This is a genomic window from Ruegeria sp. AM1 (assembly GCF_056540745.1).
Window position 1 is genome coordinate 351,283 of the sequence record NZ_JBQFXH010000002.1, and the last position, 17,539, is coordinate 368,821.

Below are 17,539 nucleotides of genomic sequence, written 5' to 3' on the forward strand. Positions count from 1 at the left end.
TCGTCATGTCAAAAAAAACCGTCATATTCTGCGCGCAGCTCGCGACTATGGACGCGGAAGGTGCCGCCTACGGTCTGATTGAAAACGCGGCTGTTGCGATTAAAGACGGCTTGATTGCGTGGGTCGGCCGACAGGATGACGTGCCGCCGGACTATCACGCGTACGAGGTCGAGAATTTCGGCAATCGTCTGCTGACCCCCGCGCTGATTGATGCACATACCCATTTGGTGTTCGGCGGCAGTCGCGCGACCGAGTTCGAAATGCGTTTGAACGGTGCCACTTACGAGGAGATTGCCCGCGCCGGAGGCGGCATCCTGTCGACGGTCAACGCAACACGGCAGGCCACCGAAAACGCGCTGTTGGATGCGGCGCTCCTGCGAGTGGACGCTCTGATGGCCGAAGGGGTCAGCTGCATCGAGGTTAAATCAGGCTATGGCCTTGATATCGAGACAGAATTGCGCATGTTGCGCGCGGCGCGCCGAATCGAACAACATCGCTCGGTTCGGGTCAGAACCAGCTTTTTGGGCGCGCATGCCGTGCCGCCCGCGTTTTCGAGGCGTGCGGACGACTATATCGACGAGGTCTGCATCCCGGCGCTGCGGGCTGCGCATAAGGCCGGTCTGATCGATGCCGTGGATGGTTTCTGCGAAGGTATCGCATTTGCCCCCGCTCAGATCGCGCGGGTCTTTGATGTGGCCCGCCAACTGGGCCTACCGGTCAAGCTGCATGCAGAGCAATTGTCTAATCTGGGCGGCGCGAAACTGGCGGCCTCCTATGGGGCATTGTCCGCAGATCATATTGAATATCTGGATGCACAAGGTGTCGCTGCAATGGCCGAGGCTGGAACGGCTGCGGTTCTGTTGCCCGGCGCGTTCTACACCTTGCACGAGACGCAGGCCCCGCCGGTCGATCTGCTGCGCGCGCAGAATGTGCCCATGGCGCTGGCGACGGATTGCAACCCCGGGTCGTCTCCGTTGTCTTCATTGTTGTTGACGATGAACATGGGTTGCACCCTGTTCCGGCTGACCCCGCAAGAAGCGCTGGCCGGGGTCACATGCAACGCGGCAAAGGCACTGGGCCTGCGTGATACTGGCATTGTCAGGCCGGGTCTGCGCGCCGATCTGGCCGTCTGGAACGTGACCCATCCGGCAGAGCTGTCGTACCGCATCGGGTTCAACCCTCTGCACAAGCGGATTTTTGGAGGCGATGAATGAGGTCCATTTCCCTTGTTCCCGGTCAGGTCTCGCTGGCGCAACTGTCTGACATCTATCGGAATGAAACAGCGATCCATTTGGACGATGCCTGCCGGACCAGGGTGGATGCAGCGGCCGACCGCATTGCGCAGGCCGCCTTGGGGGATGATCCGGTGTATGGTGTGAATACCGGTTTCGGCAAGCTTGCCAGCCACAAGATCGCCGCAGCGGATACCTCGACCTTGCAGCGAAACCTCATTCTTAGCCATTGCTGTGGTGTCGGTGAGGCAGTGCCGCGTCGGCTGGTGCGTCTGATGATGTCGCTCAAGCTGCTGTCTTTTGGGCGCGGAGCGTCAGGTCTTCGTTGGGAGGTAATCGCGCTGCTGCAGAACATGCTGGCGCGAGGGGTGATCCCGGTTGTCCCGGCGCAGGGTTCTGTTGGCGCATCGGGTGATCTTGCGCCCCTGGCCCATATGACAGCGGTGATCATCGGAGAGGGGGAGGCTGAAGTGAACGGAGCCCGTCTTTCCGGTGCCGAGGCGTTGAAAATCGCCGAATTAGAGCCGATTCAGCTTGGCCCCAAGGAAGGTCTTGCCTTTATCAATGGAACCCAGTTCTCGACAGCTTATGCGCTGGCGGGCCTGTTTGATGCTTGGCAAGCCGCCCAGAACGCTTTGACCATTTCTGCGATGTCGACAGACGCTATCATGGGGTCGACGGCACCATTGCAGCCAGAAATTCACACCTTGCGCGGCCATCGTGGACAGATCGAAGCCGCCAGTGCCATGCGGGCGATACTAGAGGGGTCCGAAATCCGCGAAAGCCATCGCGAGGGCGATACCCGGGTGCAGGACCCGTATTGCATTCGTTGCCAGCCGCAGGTCACTGGGGCGGCCATGGGTGTGATCCGGCAGGCGGCTGCCACGCTTGAAGTTGAGGCGAATGCCGCCACCGACAACCCTCTGGTTTTGACCGATCCGGATGCCATCGTCTCAGGCGGCAATTTTCATGCCGAACCGGTAGGGTTTGCCGCTGACATGATCGCGCTGGCGCTGTCAGAGATCGGTGCCATTGCCCAGCGTCGGATCGCCCTCATGGTGGACCCGGCCCTCAGCTTTGACTTGCCGCCGTTTCTGACGCCTGAGCCCGGGTTGAACTCGGGGTTGATGATTGCCGAGGTGACGACCGCCGCGCTGATGAGTGAGAACAAACATCTGGCCAACCCCTGCGTCACAGACAGCACGCCCACATCGGCCAATCAGGAAGACCATGTCTCCATGGCGGCCCATGGGGCGCGGCGGTTGGGCAAAATGGCCGAGAATCTCAACTATATCCTCGGGATCGAGATGCTTTGTGCGGCACAGGGTATCGAATTTCGCGCACCGCTGACAACCAGCGCCCCTTTGCAGCGTGCCATTGCGCATCTGCGCAATGAGGTTCCGTCGCTGATGGATGACCGCTTTCTTGCGCCAGACCTGGAAACGGCCAAACACCTTGTGGCCGACGGTGCAATTTTGCGCGCGGTTGATGTTCAGATGCCAGAGTTGCTGTGATGAAGGTCTTTAGCGTTCAGCGCGGTGAAGGCCCGATTGTTCTGAGCCAGCCCCATGGCGGTACCTATGTGCCGGATGAAATTGCCGCCCGACTGAACGATAACGGGCGCAGGCTTGCGGATACGGATTGGGATATAAACAGACTCTATTCAGGGCTTTTTGACAGTGCGACCATCGTGCAATCGCATATCCATCGCTATGTCATCGACGCCAATCGCGATCCTGCGGGTGTGTCTCTGTATCCCGGGCAGAACACGACCACCTTGGTGCCGCTGACCGATTTCGACGGCAACGCGATCTGGGCCGACGGGCAGGCGCCCTCGGAAGACGAAATCGCAAACCGCCGCGAAAAGTATCATGTGCCCTATCACCACGCGCTGGAGGCAGAGTTGCAGCGCGTCAAAGACAGGTATGGATATGCAATCCTGTTCGACTGTCATTCGATCCGCAGCGTTATTCCTTTTCTGTTCGACGGCACCCTGCCGGACCTGAGCATCGGAACCGATGGCGGGACGACATGCGCCACCAAAATAGAATCTATTGTTGGTACAATCGCCGCGTCGTCACCTTACAACACGGTTCTGAACGGACGGTTTCGGGGTGGCTGGACGACACGCCACTATGGGCGGCCGGATAATGGTGTGCATGCTGTTCAGATGGAGCTTGCCCAGTCCACATATCTGACCGCCGAGGTGCCTCCCTGGCGATATGACCCGGTCAAGGCGGACCGTTTGCGCCGCTGGCTGCATGACATTCTGGACGCCCTTCAGGACACCGCATTGGAGCTTGAGCCATGACTGATCCCCGTAAGAATACCCGCGATGTTTTCCCGCCGACGGGCCCTGAGCTGAACGCCAAGAGCTGGCTGACCGAAGCGCCGCTGCGCATGTTGATGAACAACCTGCATCCGGATGTGGCCGAAAACCCGCATGAACTGGTGGTCTATGGTGGCATCGGCCGGGCGGCCCGGACATGGAAGGATTTCGATACTATCCTGGCCGGTTTGAAGGACTTGGAAGAGGATGAGACCCTGATCGTCCAGTCTGGCAAACCCGTTGCGATCATTCAGACGCACAAGGACGCGCCTCGTGTACTGATCGCCAATTCCAATCTCGTGCCGCACTGGGCGACGTGGGATCATTTCAACGAACTCGATAGGAAAGGTCTGATGATGTACGGCCAGATGACCGCTGGCTCGTGGATCTATATCGGCACGCAAGGGATCGTGCAGGGCACTTATGAGACCTTCGCCGAGGCTGGCCGTCAGCACTATGAAGGCGACCTGACCGGTAAGTGGATTCTGACCGGGGGGCTGGGCGGCATGGGCGGCGCGCAGCCGCTTGCGGCGGTGTTTGCCGGGGCCTGCTGCCTTGCAGTTGAATGCAACCCGGACAGCATCGATTTTCGCCTGCGTACCAAATATCTTGATGAAAAGGCTGAGACGCTGGACGACGCGCTTGCGATGATCGACCACTGGACCAAAGCGGGTGAGGCGAAGTCGGTCGGCTTGCTGGGCAACGCGGCAAAGATATTTCCAGAGATTTATGCCCGGATGCAGGCCGGTGGCATGCGCCCGGATATCGTTACCGACCAGACCAGCGCGCATGACCCGATAAACGGGTATCTGCCTTTAGGCTGGTCGATGGCCGACTGGTGTGAGAAACGGGAAACAGACCCTAAATCGGTGGAAAAAGCTGCGCGGGCTTCGATGAAGCAACATGTGGCGGCGATGGTCGACTTCTGGAATGCAGGCGTTCCGACGCTGGATTACGGCAACAACATCCGGCAGGTCGCGCTGGATGAAGGGTTGGAGAACGCCTTTGCCTTTCCGGGCTTCGTCCCCGCCTATATCCGCCCCTTGTTCTGCAAAGGTATCGGCCCCTTCCGCTGGTGCGCGCTGTCGGGGGACCCTGAGGATATCCGCAAGACCGACGCCAAGATGAAGGAGCTCTTCCCCGAAAATGAGCATCTGCATCGTTGGCTGGACATGGCGCAGGAACGCATCGCGTTTCAGGGCCTGCCCGCCCGCATCTGTTGGATCGGGCTGGGCGACCGCCATCGCGCCGGATTGGCATTCAACGAGATGGTCGCCAGTGGCGAGTTGAAAGCACCGGTTGTCATCGGGCGCGATCATCTGGATGCGGGCTCGGTCGCCAGCCCCAACCGAGAGACTGAGGCGATGCTGGACGGCTCAGATGCGGTGTCCGACTGGCCGCTGCTGAACGCGCTGATCAATACGGCCAGCGGTGCAACCTGGGTCTCGCTGCATCATGGCGGTGGGGTTGGCATGGGCTTCAGCCAGCATGCGGGGGTGGTGATCTGCGCCGATGGCACCGAAGAAGCCGCGCGGCGGTTAGAGAGGGTTTTGTGGAACGATCCGGCGTCGGGCGTGTGGCGTCATGCCGATGCGGGCTATGATATCGCTAGGGACTGCGCCCGGGAACATGGCCTGCGGCTGCCGGGCATACTTGGGTAACGTGGTGATTGCATACTGCCTCTGGTGAAATTGCGGCCCCTGCGATATGCGCAGGTGAGCTTGCCGGAGACCAAAGATGTACGTTGCCACCCTGTTGACCGACCCCGATGCACCATCGCTGGACGCCAGTCTGGTCGAGTCGCTGCGCAATGCGTGGGGTGGTGGCGATATCCGCTGGTTGAGCCCGGATGAGGCTGCAGAGTTCCCTCTGTCAGAAAAGCCTGACAACTTGTGGGAGGTTTGGGCTGACGTGCAGAAACTGGGTGTGGACTTGATCGTCCAGCCTGCCGACGGGCGACGCAAACAGATGCTGCTGGCCGATATGGACAGCACAATGATCCAGCAGGAATGCATCGATGAGCTTGCGGATGAGGCCGGTGTTGGCGAACGCGTCAAAGACATCACCGCACGGGCAATGAATGGCGAGCTGGATTTCGAAGGCGCACTGACCGAGCGGGTCGGTCTGCTGAAGGGCCTGGACGAAAGCGTCATCGACAAGGTTCTGAACGAGCGGATCACTCTGATGCCCGGCGGCAAAGAGCTGTTGGCCACAATGCGCGCGGCTGGCGGCTATGCCGCGCTGGTGTCGGGCGGGTTCACGGCCTTTACCGCGCGTGTGGCCGATCAGTTGGGCTTTGACGAAAACCGGGCAAATACACTGCTGTCAGCGGATGGTGTTCTGACCGGAGACGTCAAACGCCCGATTCTGGGACGTCAGGCCAAGATCGAAGCGCTAGAGCAAATCTCGGCCCAGCTTGGCCTTGCCGAGGCGGATGTTATAGCGGTTGGGGACGGGGCCAACGATCTGGGTATGCTGGGGCGCGCAGGCACTGGTGTCGCCCTGCACGCCAAGCCATCCGTTGCCGCGCAATGCGATGTGCGCGTCAATCACGGTGATCTGACGGCTCTGTTGTTCCTGCAAGGTTATGCGCGTTCTGACTTTGTGACCTGAGCATCCTCAGAACAGATCAAACCGAATTGGGTTTTGCGCCCAATAGACCCGTGCGGCCAGCAACAGCCGCTCTTTTGGATCAGTGCCCGCCGCATAAGGAACCGGCACACCATGTTTGGCGCTGGCATTTTCCAACGCCGTCAGCGTGGCAGGACCGACCTGACCGTCGACCGTGATGTTTTCACCCAATTCGTTCAGCGCCATCTGCAGAGCGCGATTCAAATCCGCTGCGGAAATTCTGTCCAATTGCCCGCGCGCCTGCGTGGCGGGTTCTTCATTGGGCAGCAATGCGGCCTTGGCCGCGCGCAGCGCCGCATCTGCTGGCCCCCGACCGGGCACCTGATTGTTCAGGATCACATAAGCGCCATTTGCGCCGCCCCAGGCATCGCCGCGTTCCAGCGCAACATCGTACCAGGTCAATGCCTCGTCGGTTGTTCTGCCGGGCAGTTGATCGCGAAAGATCATGCGTCCGATACTGGCCGGGGCGGTAGGATGCCCACCTTCGGCTGCGGCCAGAAAATAGGCTTCGGCCTTGTTGAAATCGACAGGGTTGCCGCCCAGCCCCTCAAGCGAGACATAGGCCAAATTGTTATAGCCATAGATGTCCTTGCGCAGTTCCGAGGCACGAAGATAACGCATGCCGCGCTCGGGGATATAGTGATCCGAGTTGTCGCGCAGGAAATACCATCCCAGCTCATTCATCGAAAAGGTGTGCCCAAGCTCGACCGCCCGTTCCAGCAACTCAAACCCGCGTCTTTTGTCCTGCTCGGTCGTGCCGTCCCGCAGCAGCTTTTTTCCAAGGCTGTGCATAGCATAGGGGTCTTTTTCGGCACTACCTTCTTCAAGCAAGGCCCGCGCTTGTTCAGGTTCGAAAGGTGTCTTGGTGACGGCGCGGTCAATCCGCTGGGTCTCCAGCAAGATCGCAAGGGCATATTTGGCCCGGATATGCCCGGCGTCAGCGGCGGCCGAGATGTTTTTGTATGCGTCGGCCACGTTGCCAGCGGCCTGCTGGACGCGGCCCAGCTGATATTTGAACCGCGCGTTATTCGGGTTGTCAGAAACCGCCTGGGTACAGGCGGCGAGGCCTCGGGTGATGTCCAGCTCGTTGGGCAGGCGGAACACGCCAACGCCATTAAGGTCCAATGCATCCCCGGCCTCAAGATCACAGGCGTTCAGGCCAAGCTTGATTGAAACGTCGACATTTTGCCTTTCCTGATCGGCCGTCAGAACCTCGACGGTGAAAGAATCCGCAAAATCGGGGCTGCCGAGTTCAACAGCGCGCGCATCCGTAATCTCCGGGGAATACGACAAAGCGCCCGGCTGAGTCTGGTTGCCTAGGCTGACGATGCCGCGTTCGGGGTTTTCAATCACGCGCACGGTATCGATCTGTTCGCCCAGCGCCTGTTCAAGGCTTTGGGCAAGTGAGATCGATTTGTCGAATTGGTGGCTCAGTTCGATGGTCGTTGGAACAGTGTTTTCAATCGGTGCCTGCTCAACTTCCACCTTTTGCTGCGCCAGATAGAACGGGCGCACCAGCGTTGAGCTTTCCCATGGGATTTGCTGGCCTGCAGTCGAGCTGTGGACGCGTTCGCGGATCACCGGGAACAATTGCTGAATATTGTCGAAGGGCGATGACCGGGCTGTTTCAAGAACGGCCGCGGTATAGGGACTGTTTTTGCCAATCGCTCCATCGCTCGCGACCGCTCCGGGAGAGGTCGAATAGGCGACCAATGAGTTAAGGGGGGTTTTGAGGACGTCGAACCCGGCGCGGGTTTCGAACAGGTTGGCGTCCAGATCTGCCGCCAGCCGGATGTCCTGAAACGGGTTGTCGCGGCACGAATCCAGAATGGCCACATGGGCCGAGCTGCGGGCCGACAAGGTTTCAATAATGCGATCCAGCGTCATTGTGGCCAGAGGGACGTCATAGATGCTTTCGAATTTGGCATCCACGGGCAGCAGATAGTTCCGCCGCCCGATCTGGATGCCATGTCCTGCGTAGTAAAACAGTACTTCAGCCGATTCAGGTATGTTCAGAACAGCCGTTCTGATGAGTTCTTCGAATTCCTGTTTCTCAAGATCATACCCGTCATAGACACGAAAATTGAACTCGCGCAGAAGGGATGCCATGTCTTCGGCATCCTTTCGTGCATTTGTCAGGTCTCCAACGGTTTCGTAGTCCTGATTGCCGATGACAATTGCCACGCGACTGGCATTAACTGCCTGCTCAGCGCCGATTGCGGTGGACTGAGCAAGCGCAGAACTTGTCATCAGCGCTGCAAACGCAAGCCCCGCCATAGAGTGTCGTACATCTTGCAACGGCTTGAAGAGTGACATGGTTTTATCGCCCTTATCAGCCCCAGCTCGGACCGCCGCTGCCTCCACCGGAGCCACCGCTGCCTCCGCCCGAGCCGCCGCTGCCGCCAGATCCGCCGCTGCCTCCGGACCCGCCACTGCCAGATCCGCCGCTGCTGCCACCTGAGCTGCTGCCGCCGCCACTGCTTCCACCGGAGCTTCCACTCGAGCCGCCGTCATTGCCATCGCTGCTACGGCTTTCTCCCGACTGGCGCGCACTGGCCGATCCCGATGTGGAGGTCGCAGTAGATGTTGTGCTGGATGTGCTGGCTGCTGCGGGTTGGGCCTCGCTCGCAGATGTTGTTGCAACTTCGGTTTGCGACCATGGGGACGCGCAGCCGGCAACCGCTACAGTACAAAGTAAAATCATTGAAGTGGAAACGCGACGCATCTCAGACCTCCCAAAAGTAATCGTTAAGTACACAATCAAAATTATAGTAACATAAGTTTGATAATACCGTCTTGGATTATTGTCTGTGTCTGAGTTCACTCATAAAAACCTGATCCTCGCCGCGCGATTTGCGCTGTGTTCATAAGCAGGCTTTCATTAATTTAACGTTTGTGTTAAATTTGTGCCATGACTGATCTGCTTGCAGCGTTTTCTGCCCTTTCTGACGCCACCCGTTTTGCGATTGTTGAGCAATTGATGGAGCAGGGAGAATTGCCAGCCGGTGATTTGATAAACGGCAAGGGCATGTCCGGGGCTGCTGTTTCGCGCCATCTCAAGGTGCTGCGCGAAGCCGGGCTAATACGGCAAAAGGTACAGGGCACGCAGAGGATTTATTCGATTCAACCGGATGGATTGCGGGCGATTGCCGAATGGACCATCTCAAAACGCCAGTTCTGGGAGGCGAGCCTCGACCGGTTGGGCGACATTCTTGAAAAGGAGAATTCATGGCCGACCTGAGACTGGAGCGGGAGTTTCCTGTAAGCCCCGAAACGCTGTTTGCTTGGGTCAGCGATGGGGCCAAGCTTCTGCAATGGTGGGGGCCCGAGGGTGTCCACATATCCGAGCACGATCTGGATTTTTCACGCCTTGGGCCGTGGTATTCGGTCATGGAGAACAAGGACGGGCAGCGTTTTAAGGTTTCGGGGCATGTAACCCATGTCGACCCGCCAAATTCGGTCGGCTTCACCTGGGCCTGGCATGACGATCAGGATCAGCGGGGCCCCGAGAGCCATGTGGAACTTTCCGTCGACGCGGCACCTGCAGGCGCGCGCCTGATCTTGAATCATCGTGATCTGGCGGATGATGAAGCCTCGGCCAATCACGAGACAGGCTGGACATCGTCGCTGCGCAAGCTTGCGGCGCATCTGACATAGATTTTCAACGCGGAGGACTGAAATGCCCCAATATTTGTTTGTCTATCACGGCGGAAGCACCCCAACTGATCCGGCGGAAATCGAAGCAACCATGGCGGCCTGGGGCGCGTGGTTCCAGAACTTGGGCGACGCGCTGGATATTCCCGGCAATCCGGTTGGCCAGTCTTACACGGTCAGCCAGGGAGGCGTCGCCGATAATGGCGGCGCAAACCCGGCCTCGGGCTTTACGGTTATCAAGGCCGATAGCATTGATGCTGCTACCGAGATGGCCAAAGGATGCCCGATGGTGGTCAACGGGTCCGGCTCGGTCGAGGTTGCCGAGGTGCATGAGATCGAAATGTAGGTGCCTTAGCTGGGGAAATTCGGCGCAGGCCTGATTTCTCCGCAAAGCAGACCACGCCGGCTGTAAAGCGGGGCGTTCATGAATTTGCGGGTGGCCGGGTGATCGGCCTCCAGCACACCAAGGCTGACCAGAATCGCGGCGATGGCGCATTCGCTTGCGCGGACTGTCCCATCGGTGATCTTGAGGGCCACACCCATCCGTTTTTCCGGCAGGATGGCGACAAAAACAGCCTCGGCACCGGTTTTGATTGCCGCACGGCCATTCATGGCGCGCATCAGTTCGGTGCAGGCCCGCGTCTCACCGGCGACCAGCTCGGGGTGTTTGATCATCGCGGCGGTCAGTTGCTGCGCTGCGTCGCTGGACCGGTCTGACCGGTCGGCTGCCGAGGCAAACCAGGCCATCGATCGTGCAAGGCCCACCACAGAAGTCGCAAAGTTTGGGGCCGAGCATCCGTCGATCCCGTAGCCGGGGCTGGTTTCGCCCGTTGTGTCTTCGAGAGCTGTCAGGCAGGCCTGCTGCACTGGGTGATCGATCTCCAGATATTCTGGCCCGGCGCCCATATGCTGTGCAACGGTCAGAAAACCACAATGCTTGCCCGAGCAATTGTTGTGAATCTGGCAAGGTGTGTCATCGGCGAGGATCAATCCGTCCCGCGCCGCCATATCTTCCGGTTCCTGCGGTCCGCAGCGCAGATCGGGTTCGCTAAGCCCCAAATGATCCAGCCATGCCGAAACGCGTTCTGTATGAATTGCAGCCCCGCTGTGAGAGGCACAGGCCAGGGCAAGATGTTCCGAGCTCAGCCCGTATTTTGCTGCCGCACCCGTCGTGATCAGAGGCAGTGCCTGTATCATCTTGGCAGAGGAGCGCGGATAGATCACCGCTTGAGGATCCCCCCAGCTGCGCACTATCTGACCCGCGTCATCGCAGATCACGGCGTGCCCAAGATGGAGGCTTTCCAGAAGAGGTCCGCGCCACAGTTCGGTCATTGGTACGGGTTGCGTCATGTGAACCTCCGAATTTATGCGCAAAATTCTGCCAATCGCCCTTTCGCCTGTGGCGAAACCTGCGTTAGTGTGTGTATGTCGGCAATCATCGCGATGTTCAATATTGACAGACGAACCAGGCAGAGTTCGCAGACATCGTCGGTGACTATGAGGTATGGTCGAGCTAGGAGGCTGGACAATGGGATCAAAGCTCGTCCGCGTGATCGCGGGCCTGTGTGTGGCAGGGATGGCCACAAGCGCAATCGCTCAACAGGCGACAAGCACCAACAGGGTTGCTGCAAAGACCGATTGGAGCGTCTTTGTCGAAGATGACCCAACGGAATGCTGGAGCGTCTCTGCTCCGAAAGAAACTGTGAATACACGGGGCGGACGCGTGGTTTCGGTCCGGCGCAGTGATATTCTGCTGTTTGTGTTCTATCGCCCAAATGCCGAGGTCAAAGGACAAGTGACCTTTACAGGTGGTTATCCGTTCGCCAACGGCTCGACCGTCAACCTGACCGTTGATGGCAATGAGTTCGAGCTGTTCACCGAAGGCGAGTGGGCGTGGCCTGCATCTGCGTCTGATGATGCCAAGATCGTCACCGCGATGAAACGCGGCAGCGAGGCTGTACTGACGGCCCGGTCTGAACGTGGCACACAAACCAAAGACACGTTTTCGTTGCTTGGCTTCACGGCCGCAATCGAAGACGCGGAGACGCGCTGCACGAACTGAGAAACCCACTGTTTCAACGACAGCCCCGCCGTTTGAGCGGGGCTTTTTGTTTGTCTAACTTAAAAGCCACAGGTTTACGCAGCGTTCACCTAAGAACTTGATCCGTATCAACGCGCGAGGCGCCTCATTCTGAACTAATTAGTTTAGACGCTGAAGAAGGAGGCGCGACCTATGTTGAGCAAACTACTGACCTCGTTGATGATCGCATCCGCTGTATTTCTGACCGCATGTGAAAATACCGGCGAAAAGTATCCTCTGACGGGCGAGCAATGCGGCCCTGAGGACCCGGTCAAGTCGCTTGATGCGGCGGACTGTTATGTTCCGCCAGCCGTGAACTGAGTTGATGATCCGGCCAGAACCCCGGCCGGATCAGTTCGGCGGCAGCGACGGTCGTTTTGTAGAGATGAGCATGTCGGAATTCTTTTGATCTTTGCGCTCAGTCCTATATAGAGGCGCATCCCAAGCCAGAATCCGTTGAGATACGCCAATGTCGCCCAAAGCGCCGATCACGCAAGACGTCATGACCATCCCCCGCAAGCTGCCGGAGGGAAAGGTGAACCTTGTTGGTCTCACCCGCGACCAACTGCGCGCAACCCTGATCGAACACGGCACGCCCGAAAAGCAGGCCAAGATGCGGACAGGCCAGATCTGGCAGTGGATCTATCAGTGGGGCGTGCGCGATTTCTCTGAGATGACCAACCTTGCCAAAGCCTATCGCGCCCAACTGGCCGAGAGCTTTGTGATCGAAATCCCCGAGGTTGTGACGCGCCAAGTCTCTGAGGACGGGACCCGCAAGTACCTGTGCCGTATCGCGGGTGGGCATGAAGTGGAAGTCGTCTACATCCCTGAAGAAGATCGCGGGACGTTGTGCATTTCGTCTCAGGTGGGTTGCACGTTGACCTGTTCCTTCTGCCACACCGGTACGCAGAAACTGGTGCGCAACCTGACAGCGGCCGAGATTGTGGGTCAGGTGATGATGGCCCGAGATGATCTTGACGAATGGCCAACCCCCGGCGCGCCCAAGGACGAAACCCGCCTGCTGTCGAACATCGTTCTGATGGGCATGGGCGAGCCGTTGTACAATTTCGAAAACGTCCGTGACGCCATGAAGATTGCCATGGACCCCGAGGGGATTTCCCTGTCGCGCCGCCGGATCACCCTTTCGACCTCTGGCGTAGTTCCCGAGATTGCGCGCACGGCACAAGAGATTGGCTGCCTGCTGGCGATTTCTTTCCACGCGACCACGGATGAAACCCGTGATGTGCTAGTGCCGATCAACAAGCGCTGGAATATCGAAGAGCTGTTGCAAGCGCTTGCCAGCTATCCCAATGCGTCGAATTCCGAACGGATCACGTTTGAATATGTGATGCTGGATGGTGTGAATGACAGCGATGAGGATGCGCATCGTCTGATCGATCATATCAAACGCCACAACATTCCGGCCAAGATCAACCTGATCCCGTTCAACGAATGGCCGGGCGCGCCGTATAAACGCAGCTCGAATAATCGTATCCGGGCCTTTGCGAATATCATCTATCAGGCGGGTTATGCCTCGCCCATCCGCAAGACGCGGGGCGAAGACATCATGGCAGCCTGCGGTCAGTTGAAATCAGCGACCGAGCGTGCCCGCAAATCCCGCAAGCAGATCGAAGCTGAGGCCGGACTGGGCAGCTGAGCTGCCTGAGATTGCCCGGGGCATCGTGCAGACTTAATGTCCTGACCGGTGTCTTTTGCATTCGGAATTTGATATATTTGAACCGTATTGTCGGGGATGGATGTTCTCACCTTTGCGCACAAGGCGGTGAAGTTGGGGGTGAGAACATGGCAAATCACGGCGTGGCTTCTATCTTCAGAAGGGGCACGGTGAATGGTGTGGGTGCGGGCTCTACAAATAGATAGGCCAATCAAATGTTTATTCGAAAATCAGACTTTTCCAGAAAATTCGCGCTTTCATTATCTCTCTTTCTTGTTGCGTCAGGCGGCGTGGCTGTTGCGAATGAGCAGGACGCCCATCTGGCCATCGAAAACCCGGCTGAGCTGAGCAAAGAAGAGGCGCAGGCGTTTTATAAATCACTCTCCCGGCGCATGGCTCGTGGCTATGCCGCGGCCCAGCTTGAGGAGCTGCGCAATTATCAGAACTGGCCCCTGTTTAACGACGCGCCCTATATCTCGGCCACTCACGGGCAGCGCTTTGTGAATAGCTATGCCAACCGGATGGCGCATAATTACGGCACGCTGCAAGAGGGCGAGGTTTTGCCTGTCGGCTCGGTTCTGGCCAAAGACAGCATGACCGTCACCGACGAGGGCAACGTTCATCCGGGCGCGTTGTTCGTGATGGAAAAGCTGCCCGCAGGCACCAGCCCGGATACCGCAGACTGGCGTTATGCCATGGTGATGCCCGATGGCTCTTTGTTTGGTGACACAACGGGGTTTCGCGCGTCGGCCGTGACCTATTGCCATGACTGCCACGAAGCGGTCGCGGATCGGGACTATACGTTCTACGTTCCCGAGGACTTTCGCGTGGCGCAGTGATGTTCAGGCTGCGGGGTCGGGCAGTTTCAGTTCGGTTGCTTCGCGACGGCTGAGTTGTTCGCCCAGCTTGCGTTTCGACAGAACCTCGCGTGCCAGCGCGTATTTCTCGTCCTGCCAGAAGATCAAGCAGCCATTGCACCCCTTGCCGCAGCAGCCTTCGGTGCCGATACGGTTGGTTTTGAACCGACGCTCATTGCCGTCTTCGCCGATCTTTTCGACCAGCTCATCCCGGCGGCGGGCATAGGCCTTGGGATTATCGCGGCCTGTGGTTTCCAGCCCCTGCACCAGCTTGTCAAAACGAATGCGGCTCCAGTGTTCGTCGGTCAGGGCGCGTTCTTTGCGCAGGACCGAGTAGACGGGGAAGCGGGCGCGCAGGTCGTCGATGTCTTCGTGATCGAACAGGGTGAAGGGCAGGCGGATCACGGTTTTTGAGCTGCCATGCACCACGTCCAGCCGCGCGCCGTCTGAGGCGCGTCCAAAATCATAGACCCGCAGCAGCACCGTCTCGCGCGAGATGGGCGAGACGAAATCCAACACGTCACCCGGTTCCAGCTTGTTCTTCACTTCGACCAGAAACGCATCCTCGGTCACCTCGGTGACGATACCGGCATATTCCCACTGCGCGATTGCGGCCGTGTGTTCATAGTCATGCGCATAGTTGGTCAGCCGCCCCTCGTGGAAGGCCAGAGTGTAGCCGCGGTTCCCGACGGTTTCGAGTTCACGCATGTAAGGTTTTGGGTCCCAGCTCTCGGGGTCAGCGTTATAGTCGTCGATGGCCATCCGATAGGCCCGCGCAACTATGGCGGCATAATATTCCGATTTGCCGCGCCCTTCGACCTTGAGGCTGTCGACCCCGATCTTCAGATACTCATCCAGCTTGGGCATAATGCACAGATCGCGCGAATTGAGGATATACGAGCCGCGATCATCCTCTTCAATCGGCATCAGATCGCCGGGGCGGCAGCCCTCTTCCAGCAGGAACTCGAACAGGTCGGCGTTCTCGTCGGTGATGCGCAACTCCTGATGCGTGCCGTCCTTGAGGCGCAGTTTCAGGCCGTAATTCCAGCGGCAGGAATTGGCGCAATTGCCCTGGTTCGCCCCACGCTCGGCCATGAAGTTCGACAGCAGGCAGCGGCCCGAATAAGTCATGCACATGGCACCATGGACGAAAGCTTCCAACTTGATGTCCTTGCATTTCTCGCGAATCTCGACTAGCTCGGGGTAAGAGACTTCGCGGGCCAGCACCACTAACTCGGCCCCTTGATCCTGCCAGAACCTCACCGACAACCACGAGCAGATATTGGCCTGGGTCGAGATATGCAGCGGCAATTCCGGCGCCCGCTCACGAACGTATTGGAACACGCCGGGGTCGGCGATGATCAACCCGTCTGGCTGCACTTTGCGGACCGTGTCGATGTATTCGTCCAGCTTGGGGATGTCTTTGTTGTGCGAAAACAGGTTCAGCGTCAGATAGGCGCGTCGGCCATGTAGATGGCAGAACTCTACCCCCTCAATCACCTCTTCCAGAGAGAACTCGGATTTCGTGCGCAGCGACATATCGGGCGTGCCCAGATACACCGCGTCCGCACCATAAAGGATGGCGAGTTTCAGCTTGCGCAGGTTGCCCGCAGGCATCAGCAATTCGGATCTGGACTGGGTCATGGGACTACCGGACAAAGGATCAAGGGCGCCTTCTACGCCAAATGCCGTGAGTCCAAAACCCCGTTATCTGCGACGGAATCGCGCTGTGCCGATGACCTCGATCAGGTTCTGACGTACCGGTTCCGGCTGGGTTTCAACCGCGCTCAGAACCTCGCGCAGTTCCGCCCGCAGCCCGTGCATCTGGTCGATCAGAGAGATCATCATCGACAGCGCATCGGCCTCCATATCGTATTGATCGTGCAACTCGCAGGCTAGTTCCAGGCGGGCTACGTCGATGCTGTGATAGACCATACCCTGATCCGATTGCTCGGGGATCACGATCTCGGCGGCGAGATATTCGGTCAGCCGGTCCGAGGTCAGCCGCGCGATGGTTTTGATCAGTTCCTCTTCGGTCAGGGTCATGACGGCATTCCTTTGCGCGGATCATAGCTGTGGGTGGCGCGCCACGTTTCCATGAATTGCTTCAGTTCGTCGTCGATCTTGTCGGGCATGGTCACGGTCAGCTCGATCAGCTGATCCCCGCGATCAGACGAGCCGCGTTTTTTCACACCCTTGCCCCGCAGGCGCAGGGTTTTGCCGCTGCTTGTGCCTGCCGGGACGCTGACATTGACACCGCCATCGATGGTTGGGGCAGGGACCTTGCCGCCCAAGATAGCCTCGTCAATCGTGATCGGCAGCGTAATGTGGATGTCATCGCCCTGACGGTCAAAGACGGGGTGCTTCGCAACGGAGACCGTAACCAGCGCATCGCCCGGCGGCCCCTCACCATATCCCGGAGCACCCTTGCCGCGCAGGCGTATGGTCTGGCCGTCGGTGATGCCCACGGGGATCTTGACCTCGATCCGGTCGCCATCCGGCAGGGTCAGCTTTTGGCTGGCCCCAAAGACGGCATCCAGAAAGCTGATCTGCAGGGAATAGTTCAGGTTGTGACCCGGCGCGTGGAATTCATGGCTGCGCTGCCCATAGCCACCGCGCCCGCGCATGAATTCGGCGAAGATATCGGACATATCGTCCTGATCCGCCGCGCGTCCGCGATAGGGGTTTCCGGCGGCCTCGGCATAGTCGCGGTAGTACTGCTGTTGCGGGCGTTCCTGACCCGAGGCGTCAATCTCGCCATTGTCGTATTTCGCGCGCGTCTCGGCATCTTTCAGCAAGTCATAGGCTGCGGCGGCGGCTTTGAACTTGGCCTCGGCCTCGGCATCGCCGGGTTTCAGGTCCGGGTGGCATTCTTTGGCGATGCGCCGATAGGCTTTCTTGATCTCGGCGTCGCTGGCGTCTTTGGACACGCCGAGGACGGAATAGGGATCGTCGCTCATCTCACTCTCACGGGTCAGGGTCGGGTCTTAATGAATGCGGGTATTCTGCGATTTCAACCGGTCAAAAGGAAGAGGCGATTGAAATGCTTCGAAAATTTTCCAAAGCCTGCTAATATCCGCA

At 58.6% G+C, this 17,539-nt stretch carries 17 protein-coding genes; 12 read left to right on the forward strand and 5 right to left on the reverse strand.

Features of this window, described 5'->3' with window-relative positions:
* The first annotated feature begins 5 nt into the window (after positions 1 to 5).
* The 5 genes from hutI to serB all read left to right on the forward strand — a co-directional run bounded on the left by hutI (position 6) and on the right by serB (position 6,174).
* Positions 6 to 1,214: an imidazolonepropionase gene (gene hutI / locus ACR0I7_RS09565; protein WP_480510372.1), complete on the forward strand. Its 1,209-nt coding sequence runs from the start codon at positions 6 to 8 to the stop codon at positions 1,212 to 1,214.
* Positions 1,211 to 2,746, forward strand: coding sequence for a histidine ammonia-lyase (gene hutH, locus ACR0I7_RS09570; RefSeq protein WP_480510374.1), 1,536 nt, complete (start codon positions 1,211 to 1,213; stop codon positions 2,744 to 2,746). The genes hutI and hutH overlap by 4 nt, the downstream gene beginning before the upstream one ends.
* Positions 2,746 to 3,543 (forward strand): N-formylglutamate deformylase, encoded by a 798-nt coding sequence (gene hutG / locus ACR0I7_RS09575; protein ID WP_480510711.1) that lies wholly within the window; start codon positions 2,746 to 2,748, stop codon positions 3,541 to 3,543. Before hutH ends, hutG begins: the two co-directional genes overlap by 1 nt.
* The gene (gene hutU, locus ACR0I7_RS09580) at positions 3,540 to 5,222 is read left to right on the forward strand and encodes a urocanate hydratase (RefSeq protein ID WP_480510376.1); all 1,683 of its coding nucleotides are present in this window, start codon (positions 3,540 to 3,542) and stop codon (positions 5,220 to 5,222) included. The genes hutG and hutU overlap by 4 nt, the downstream gene beginning before the upstream one ends.
* A gap of 76 nt (positions 5,223 to 5,298) precedes the next feature.
* The gene (gene serB, locus ACR0I7_RS09585) at positions 5,299 to 6,174 is read left to right on the forward strand and encodes a phosphoserine phosphatase SerB (protein ID WP_480510377.1); all 876 of its coding nucleotides are present in this window, start codon (positions 5,299 to 5,301) and stop codon (positions 6,172 to 6,174) included.
* Between the two features lie 6 nt (positions 6,175 to 6,180).
* Here serB and ACR0I7_RS09590 read toward each other — a convergent pair whose 3' ends face one another.
* Positions 6,181 to 8,706 (reverse strand): caspase family protein, encoded by a 2,526-nt coding sequence (locus ACR0I7_RS09590; RefSeq protein ID WP_480510379.1) that lies wholly within the window; start codon positions 8,704 to 8,706, stop codon positions 6,181 to 6,183.
* Positions 8,707 to 9,103: 397 nt separating this feature from the next.
* Between ACR0I7_RS09590 and ACR0I7_RS09595 the strand changes: the two genes are divergently transcribed.
* Genes ACR0I7_RS09595 through ACR0I7_RS09605 form a run of 3 tightly spaced genes read left to right on the forward strand, consistent with a single transcriptional unit; the run spans position 9,104 to position 10,192 of the window.
* Positions 9,104 to 9,433: an ArsR/SmtB family transcription factor gene (locus tag ACR0I7_RS09595; RefSeq protein WP_480510381.1), complete on the forward strand. Its 330-nt coding sequence runs from the start codon at positions 9,104 to 9,106 to the stop codon at positions 9,431 to 9,433.
* Positions 9,421 to 9,849, forward strand: coding sequence for an SRPBCC family protein (locus ACR0I7_RS09600; RefSeq protein WP_480510383.1), 429 nt, complete (start codon positions 9,421 to 9,423; stop codon positions 9,847 to 9,849). The genes ACR0I7_RS09595 and ACR0I7_RS09600 overlap by 13 nt, the downstream gene beginning before the upstream one ends.
* Before the next feature lie 22 nt (positions 9,850 to 9,871).
* The gene (locus ACR0I7_RS09605; protein ID WP_480510385.1) at positions 9,872 to 10,192 is read left to right on the forward strand and encodes a YciI family protein; all 321 of its coding nucleotides are present in this window, start codon (positions 9,872 to 9,874) and stop codon (positions 10,190 to 10,192) included.
* 5 nt (positions 10,193 to 10,197) lie between these two features.
* Here the strand turns inward: ACR0I7_RS09605 and ACR0I7_RS09610 are convergent, their stop codons facing one another.
* Entirely contained in the window at positions 10,198 to 11,196 is a 999-nt protein-coding gene (locus tag ACR0I7_RS09610) for an asparaginase (protein WP_480510387.1), read from the reverse strand.
* A 178-nt stretch (positions 11,197 to 11,374) separates the two neighbouring features.
* On the opposite strand from ACR0I7_RS09610, the gene ACR0I7_RS09615 reads away from it, so the two are divergent.
* The 4 genes from ACR0I7_RS09615 (at position 11,375) to ACR0I7_RS09630 (ending at position 14,440) form a co-directional block, all read left to right on the forward strand.
* Positions 11,375 to 11,908 carry an invasion associated locus B family protein gene (locus tag ACR0I7_RS09615; protein ID WP_480510389.1) on the forward strand — a complete coding sequence of 178 codons (534 nt, stop codon included), beginning with the start codon at positions 11,375 to 11,377 and terminating at the stop codon, positions 11,906 to 11,908.
* A 171-nt stretch (positions 11,909 to 12,079) separates the two neighbouring features.
* Positions 12,080 to 12,247 (forward strand): hypothetical protein, encoded by a 168-nt coding sequence (locus ACR0I7_RS09620; RefSeq protein ID WP_480510390.1) that lies wholly within the window; start codon positions 12,080 to 12,082, stop codon positions 12,245 to 12,247.
* Between the two features lie 148 nt (positions 12,248 to 12,395).
* Positions 12,396 to 13,583: a dual-specificity RNA methyltransferase RlmN gene (gene rlmN, locus ACR0I7_RS09625; RefSeq protein ID WP_480510392.1), complete on the forward strand. Its 1,188-nt coding sequence runs from the start codon at positions 12,396 to 12,398 to the stop codon at positions 13,581 to 13,583.
* A gap of 308 nt (positions 13,584 to 13,891) precedes the next feature.
* The gene (locus ACR0I7_RS09630) at positions 13,892 to 14,440 is read left to right on the forward strand and encodes a cytochrome P460 family protein (RefSeq protein WP_480510394.1); all 549 of its coding nucleotides are present in this window, start codon (positions 13,892 to 13,894) and stop codon (positions 14,438 to 14,440) included.
* A gap of 3 nt (positions 14,441 to 14,443) precedes the next feature.
* On the opposite strand, the gene ACR0I7_RS09635 is transcribed toward ACR0I7_RS09630, so the two are convergent.
* From ACR0I7_RS09635 to ACR0I7_RS09645, 3 genes are all read right to left on the reverse strand, one after another.
* A complete protein-coding gene (locus ACR0I7_RS09635) occupies positions 14,444 to 16,102 on the reverse strand; it encodes a U32 family peptidase (RefSeq protein WP_480510396.1) in 1,659 nt (552 codons plus the stop codon).
* A 63-nt stretch (positions 16,103 to 16,165) separates the two neighbouring features.
* On the reverse strand, positions 16,166 to 16,504 hold the full coding sequence (locus ACR0I7_RS09640; protein ID WP_480510397.1) for a hypothetical protein: 339 nt from the start codon (positions 16,502 to 16,504) through the stop codon (positions 16,166 to 16,168).
* The gene (locus ACR0I7_RS09645) at positions 16,501 to 17,418 is read right to left on the reverse strand and encodes a DnaJ C-terminal domain-containing protein (RefSeq protein WP_480510399.1); all 918 of its coding nucleotides are present in this window, start codon (positions 17,416 to 17,418) and stop codon (positions 16,501 to 16,503) included. The genes ACR0I7_RS09640 and ACR0I7_RS09645 overlap by 4 nt, the downstream gene beginning before the upstream one ends.
* Between the last annotated feature and the right edge of the window lie 121 nt (positions 17,419 to 17,539).

Excerpts from the sequence above, each read along its gene's own strand:
- hutI (WP_480510372.1), top strand. The coding sequence starts at position 6 with ATGTCAAAAAAAACCGTCATATTCTGCGCGCAGCTCGCGACTATGGAC.
- hutH (WP_480510374.1), top strand. The coding sequence starts at position 1,211 with ATGAGGTCCATTTCCCTTGTTCCCGGTCAGGTCTCGCTGGCGCAACTG.
- hutG (WP_480510711.1), top strand. The coding sequence starts at position 2,746 with ATGAAGGTCTTTAGCGTTCAGCGCGGTGAAGGCCCGATTGTTCTGAGC.
- hutU (WP_480510376.1), top strand. The coding sequence starts at position 3,540 with ATGACTGATCCCCGTAAGAATACCCGCGATGTTTTCCCGCCGACGGGC.
- serB (WP_480510377.1), top strand. The coding sequence starts at position 5,299 with ATGTACGTTGCCACCCTGTTGACCGACCCCGATGCACCATCGCTGGAC.
- ACR0I7_RS09590 (WP_480510379.1), bottom strand. The coding sequence starts at position 8,706 with ATGACGGCGGCTCGAGTGGAAGCTCCGGTGGAAGCAGTGGCGGCGGCA.
- ACR0I7_RS09595 (WP_480510381.1), top strand. The coding sequence starts at position 9,104 with ATGACTGATCTGCTTGCAGCGTTTTCTGCCCTTTCTGACGCCACCCGT.
- ACR0I7_RS09600 (WP_480510383.1), top strand. The coding sequence starts at position 9,421 with ATGGCCGACCTGAGACTGGAGCGGGAGTTTCCTGTAAGCCCCGAAACG.
- ACR0I7_RS09605 (WP_480510385.1), top strand. The coding sequence starts at position 9,872 with ATGCCCCAATATTTGTTTGTCTATCACGGCGGAAGCACCCCAACTGAT.
- ACR0I7_RS09610 (WP_480510387.1), bottom strand. The coding sequence starts at position 11,196 with ATGACGCAACCCGTACCAATGACCGAACTGTGGCGCGGACCTCTTCTG.
- ACR0I7_RS09615 (WP_480510389.1), top strand. The coding sequence starts at position 11,375 with ATGGGATCAAAGCTCGTCCGCGTGATCGCGGGCCTGTGTGTGGCAGGG.
- ACR0I7_RS09620 (WP_480510390.1), top strand. The coding sequence starts at position 12,080 with ATGTTGAGCAAACTACTGACCTCGTTGATGATCGCATCCGCTGTATTT.
- rlmN (WP_480510392.1), top strand. The coding sequence starts at position 12,396 with ATGTCGCCCAAAGCGCCGATCACGCAAGACGTCATGACCATCCCCCGC.
- ACR0I7_RS09635 (WP_480510396.1), bottom strand. The coding sequence starts at position 16,102 with ATGACCCAGTCCAGATCCGAATTGCTGATGCCTGCGGGCAACCTGCGC.
- ACR0I7_RS09640 (WP_480510397.1), bottom strand. The coding sequence starts at position 16,504 with ATGACCCTGACCGAAGAGGAACTGATCAAAACCATCGCGCGGCTGACC.
- ACR0I7_RS09645 (WP_480510399.1), bottom strand. The coding sequence starts at position 17,418 with ATGAGCGACGATCCCTATTCCGTCCTCGGCGTGTCCAAAGACGCCAGC.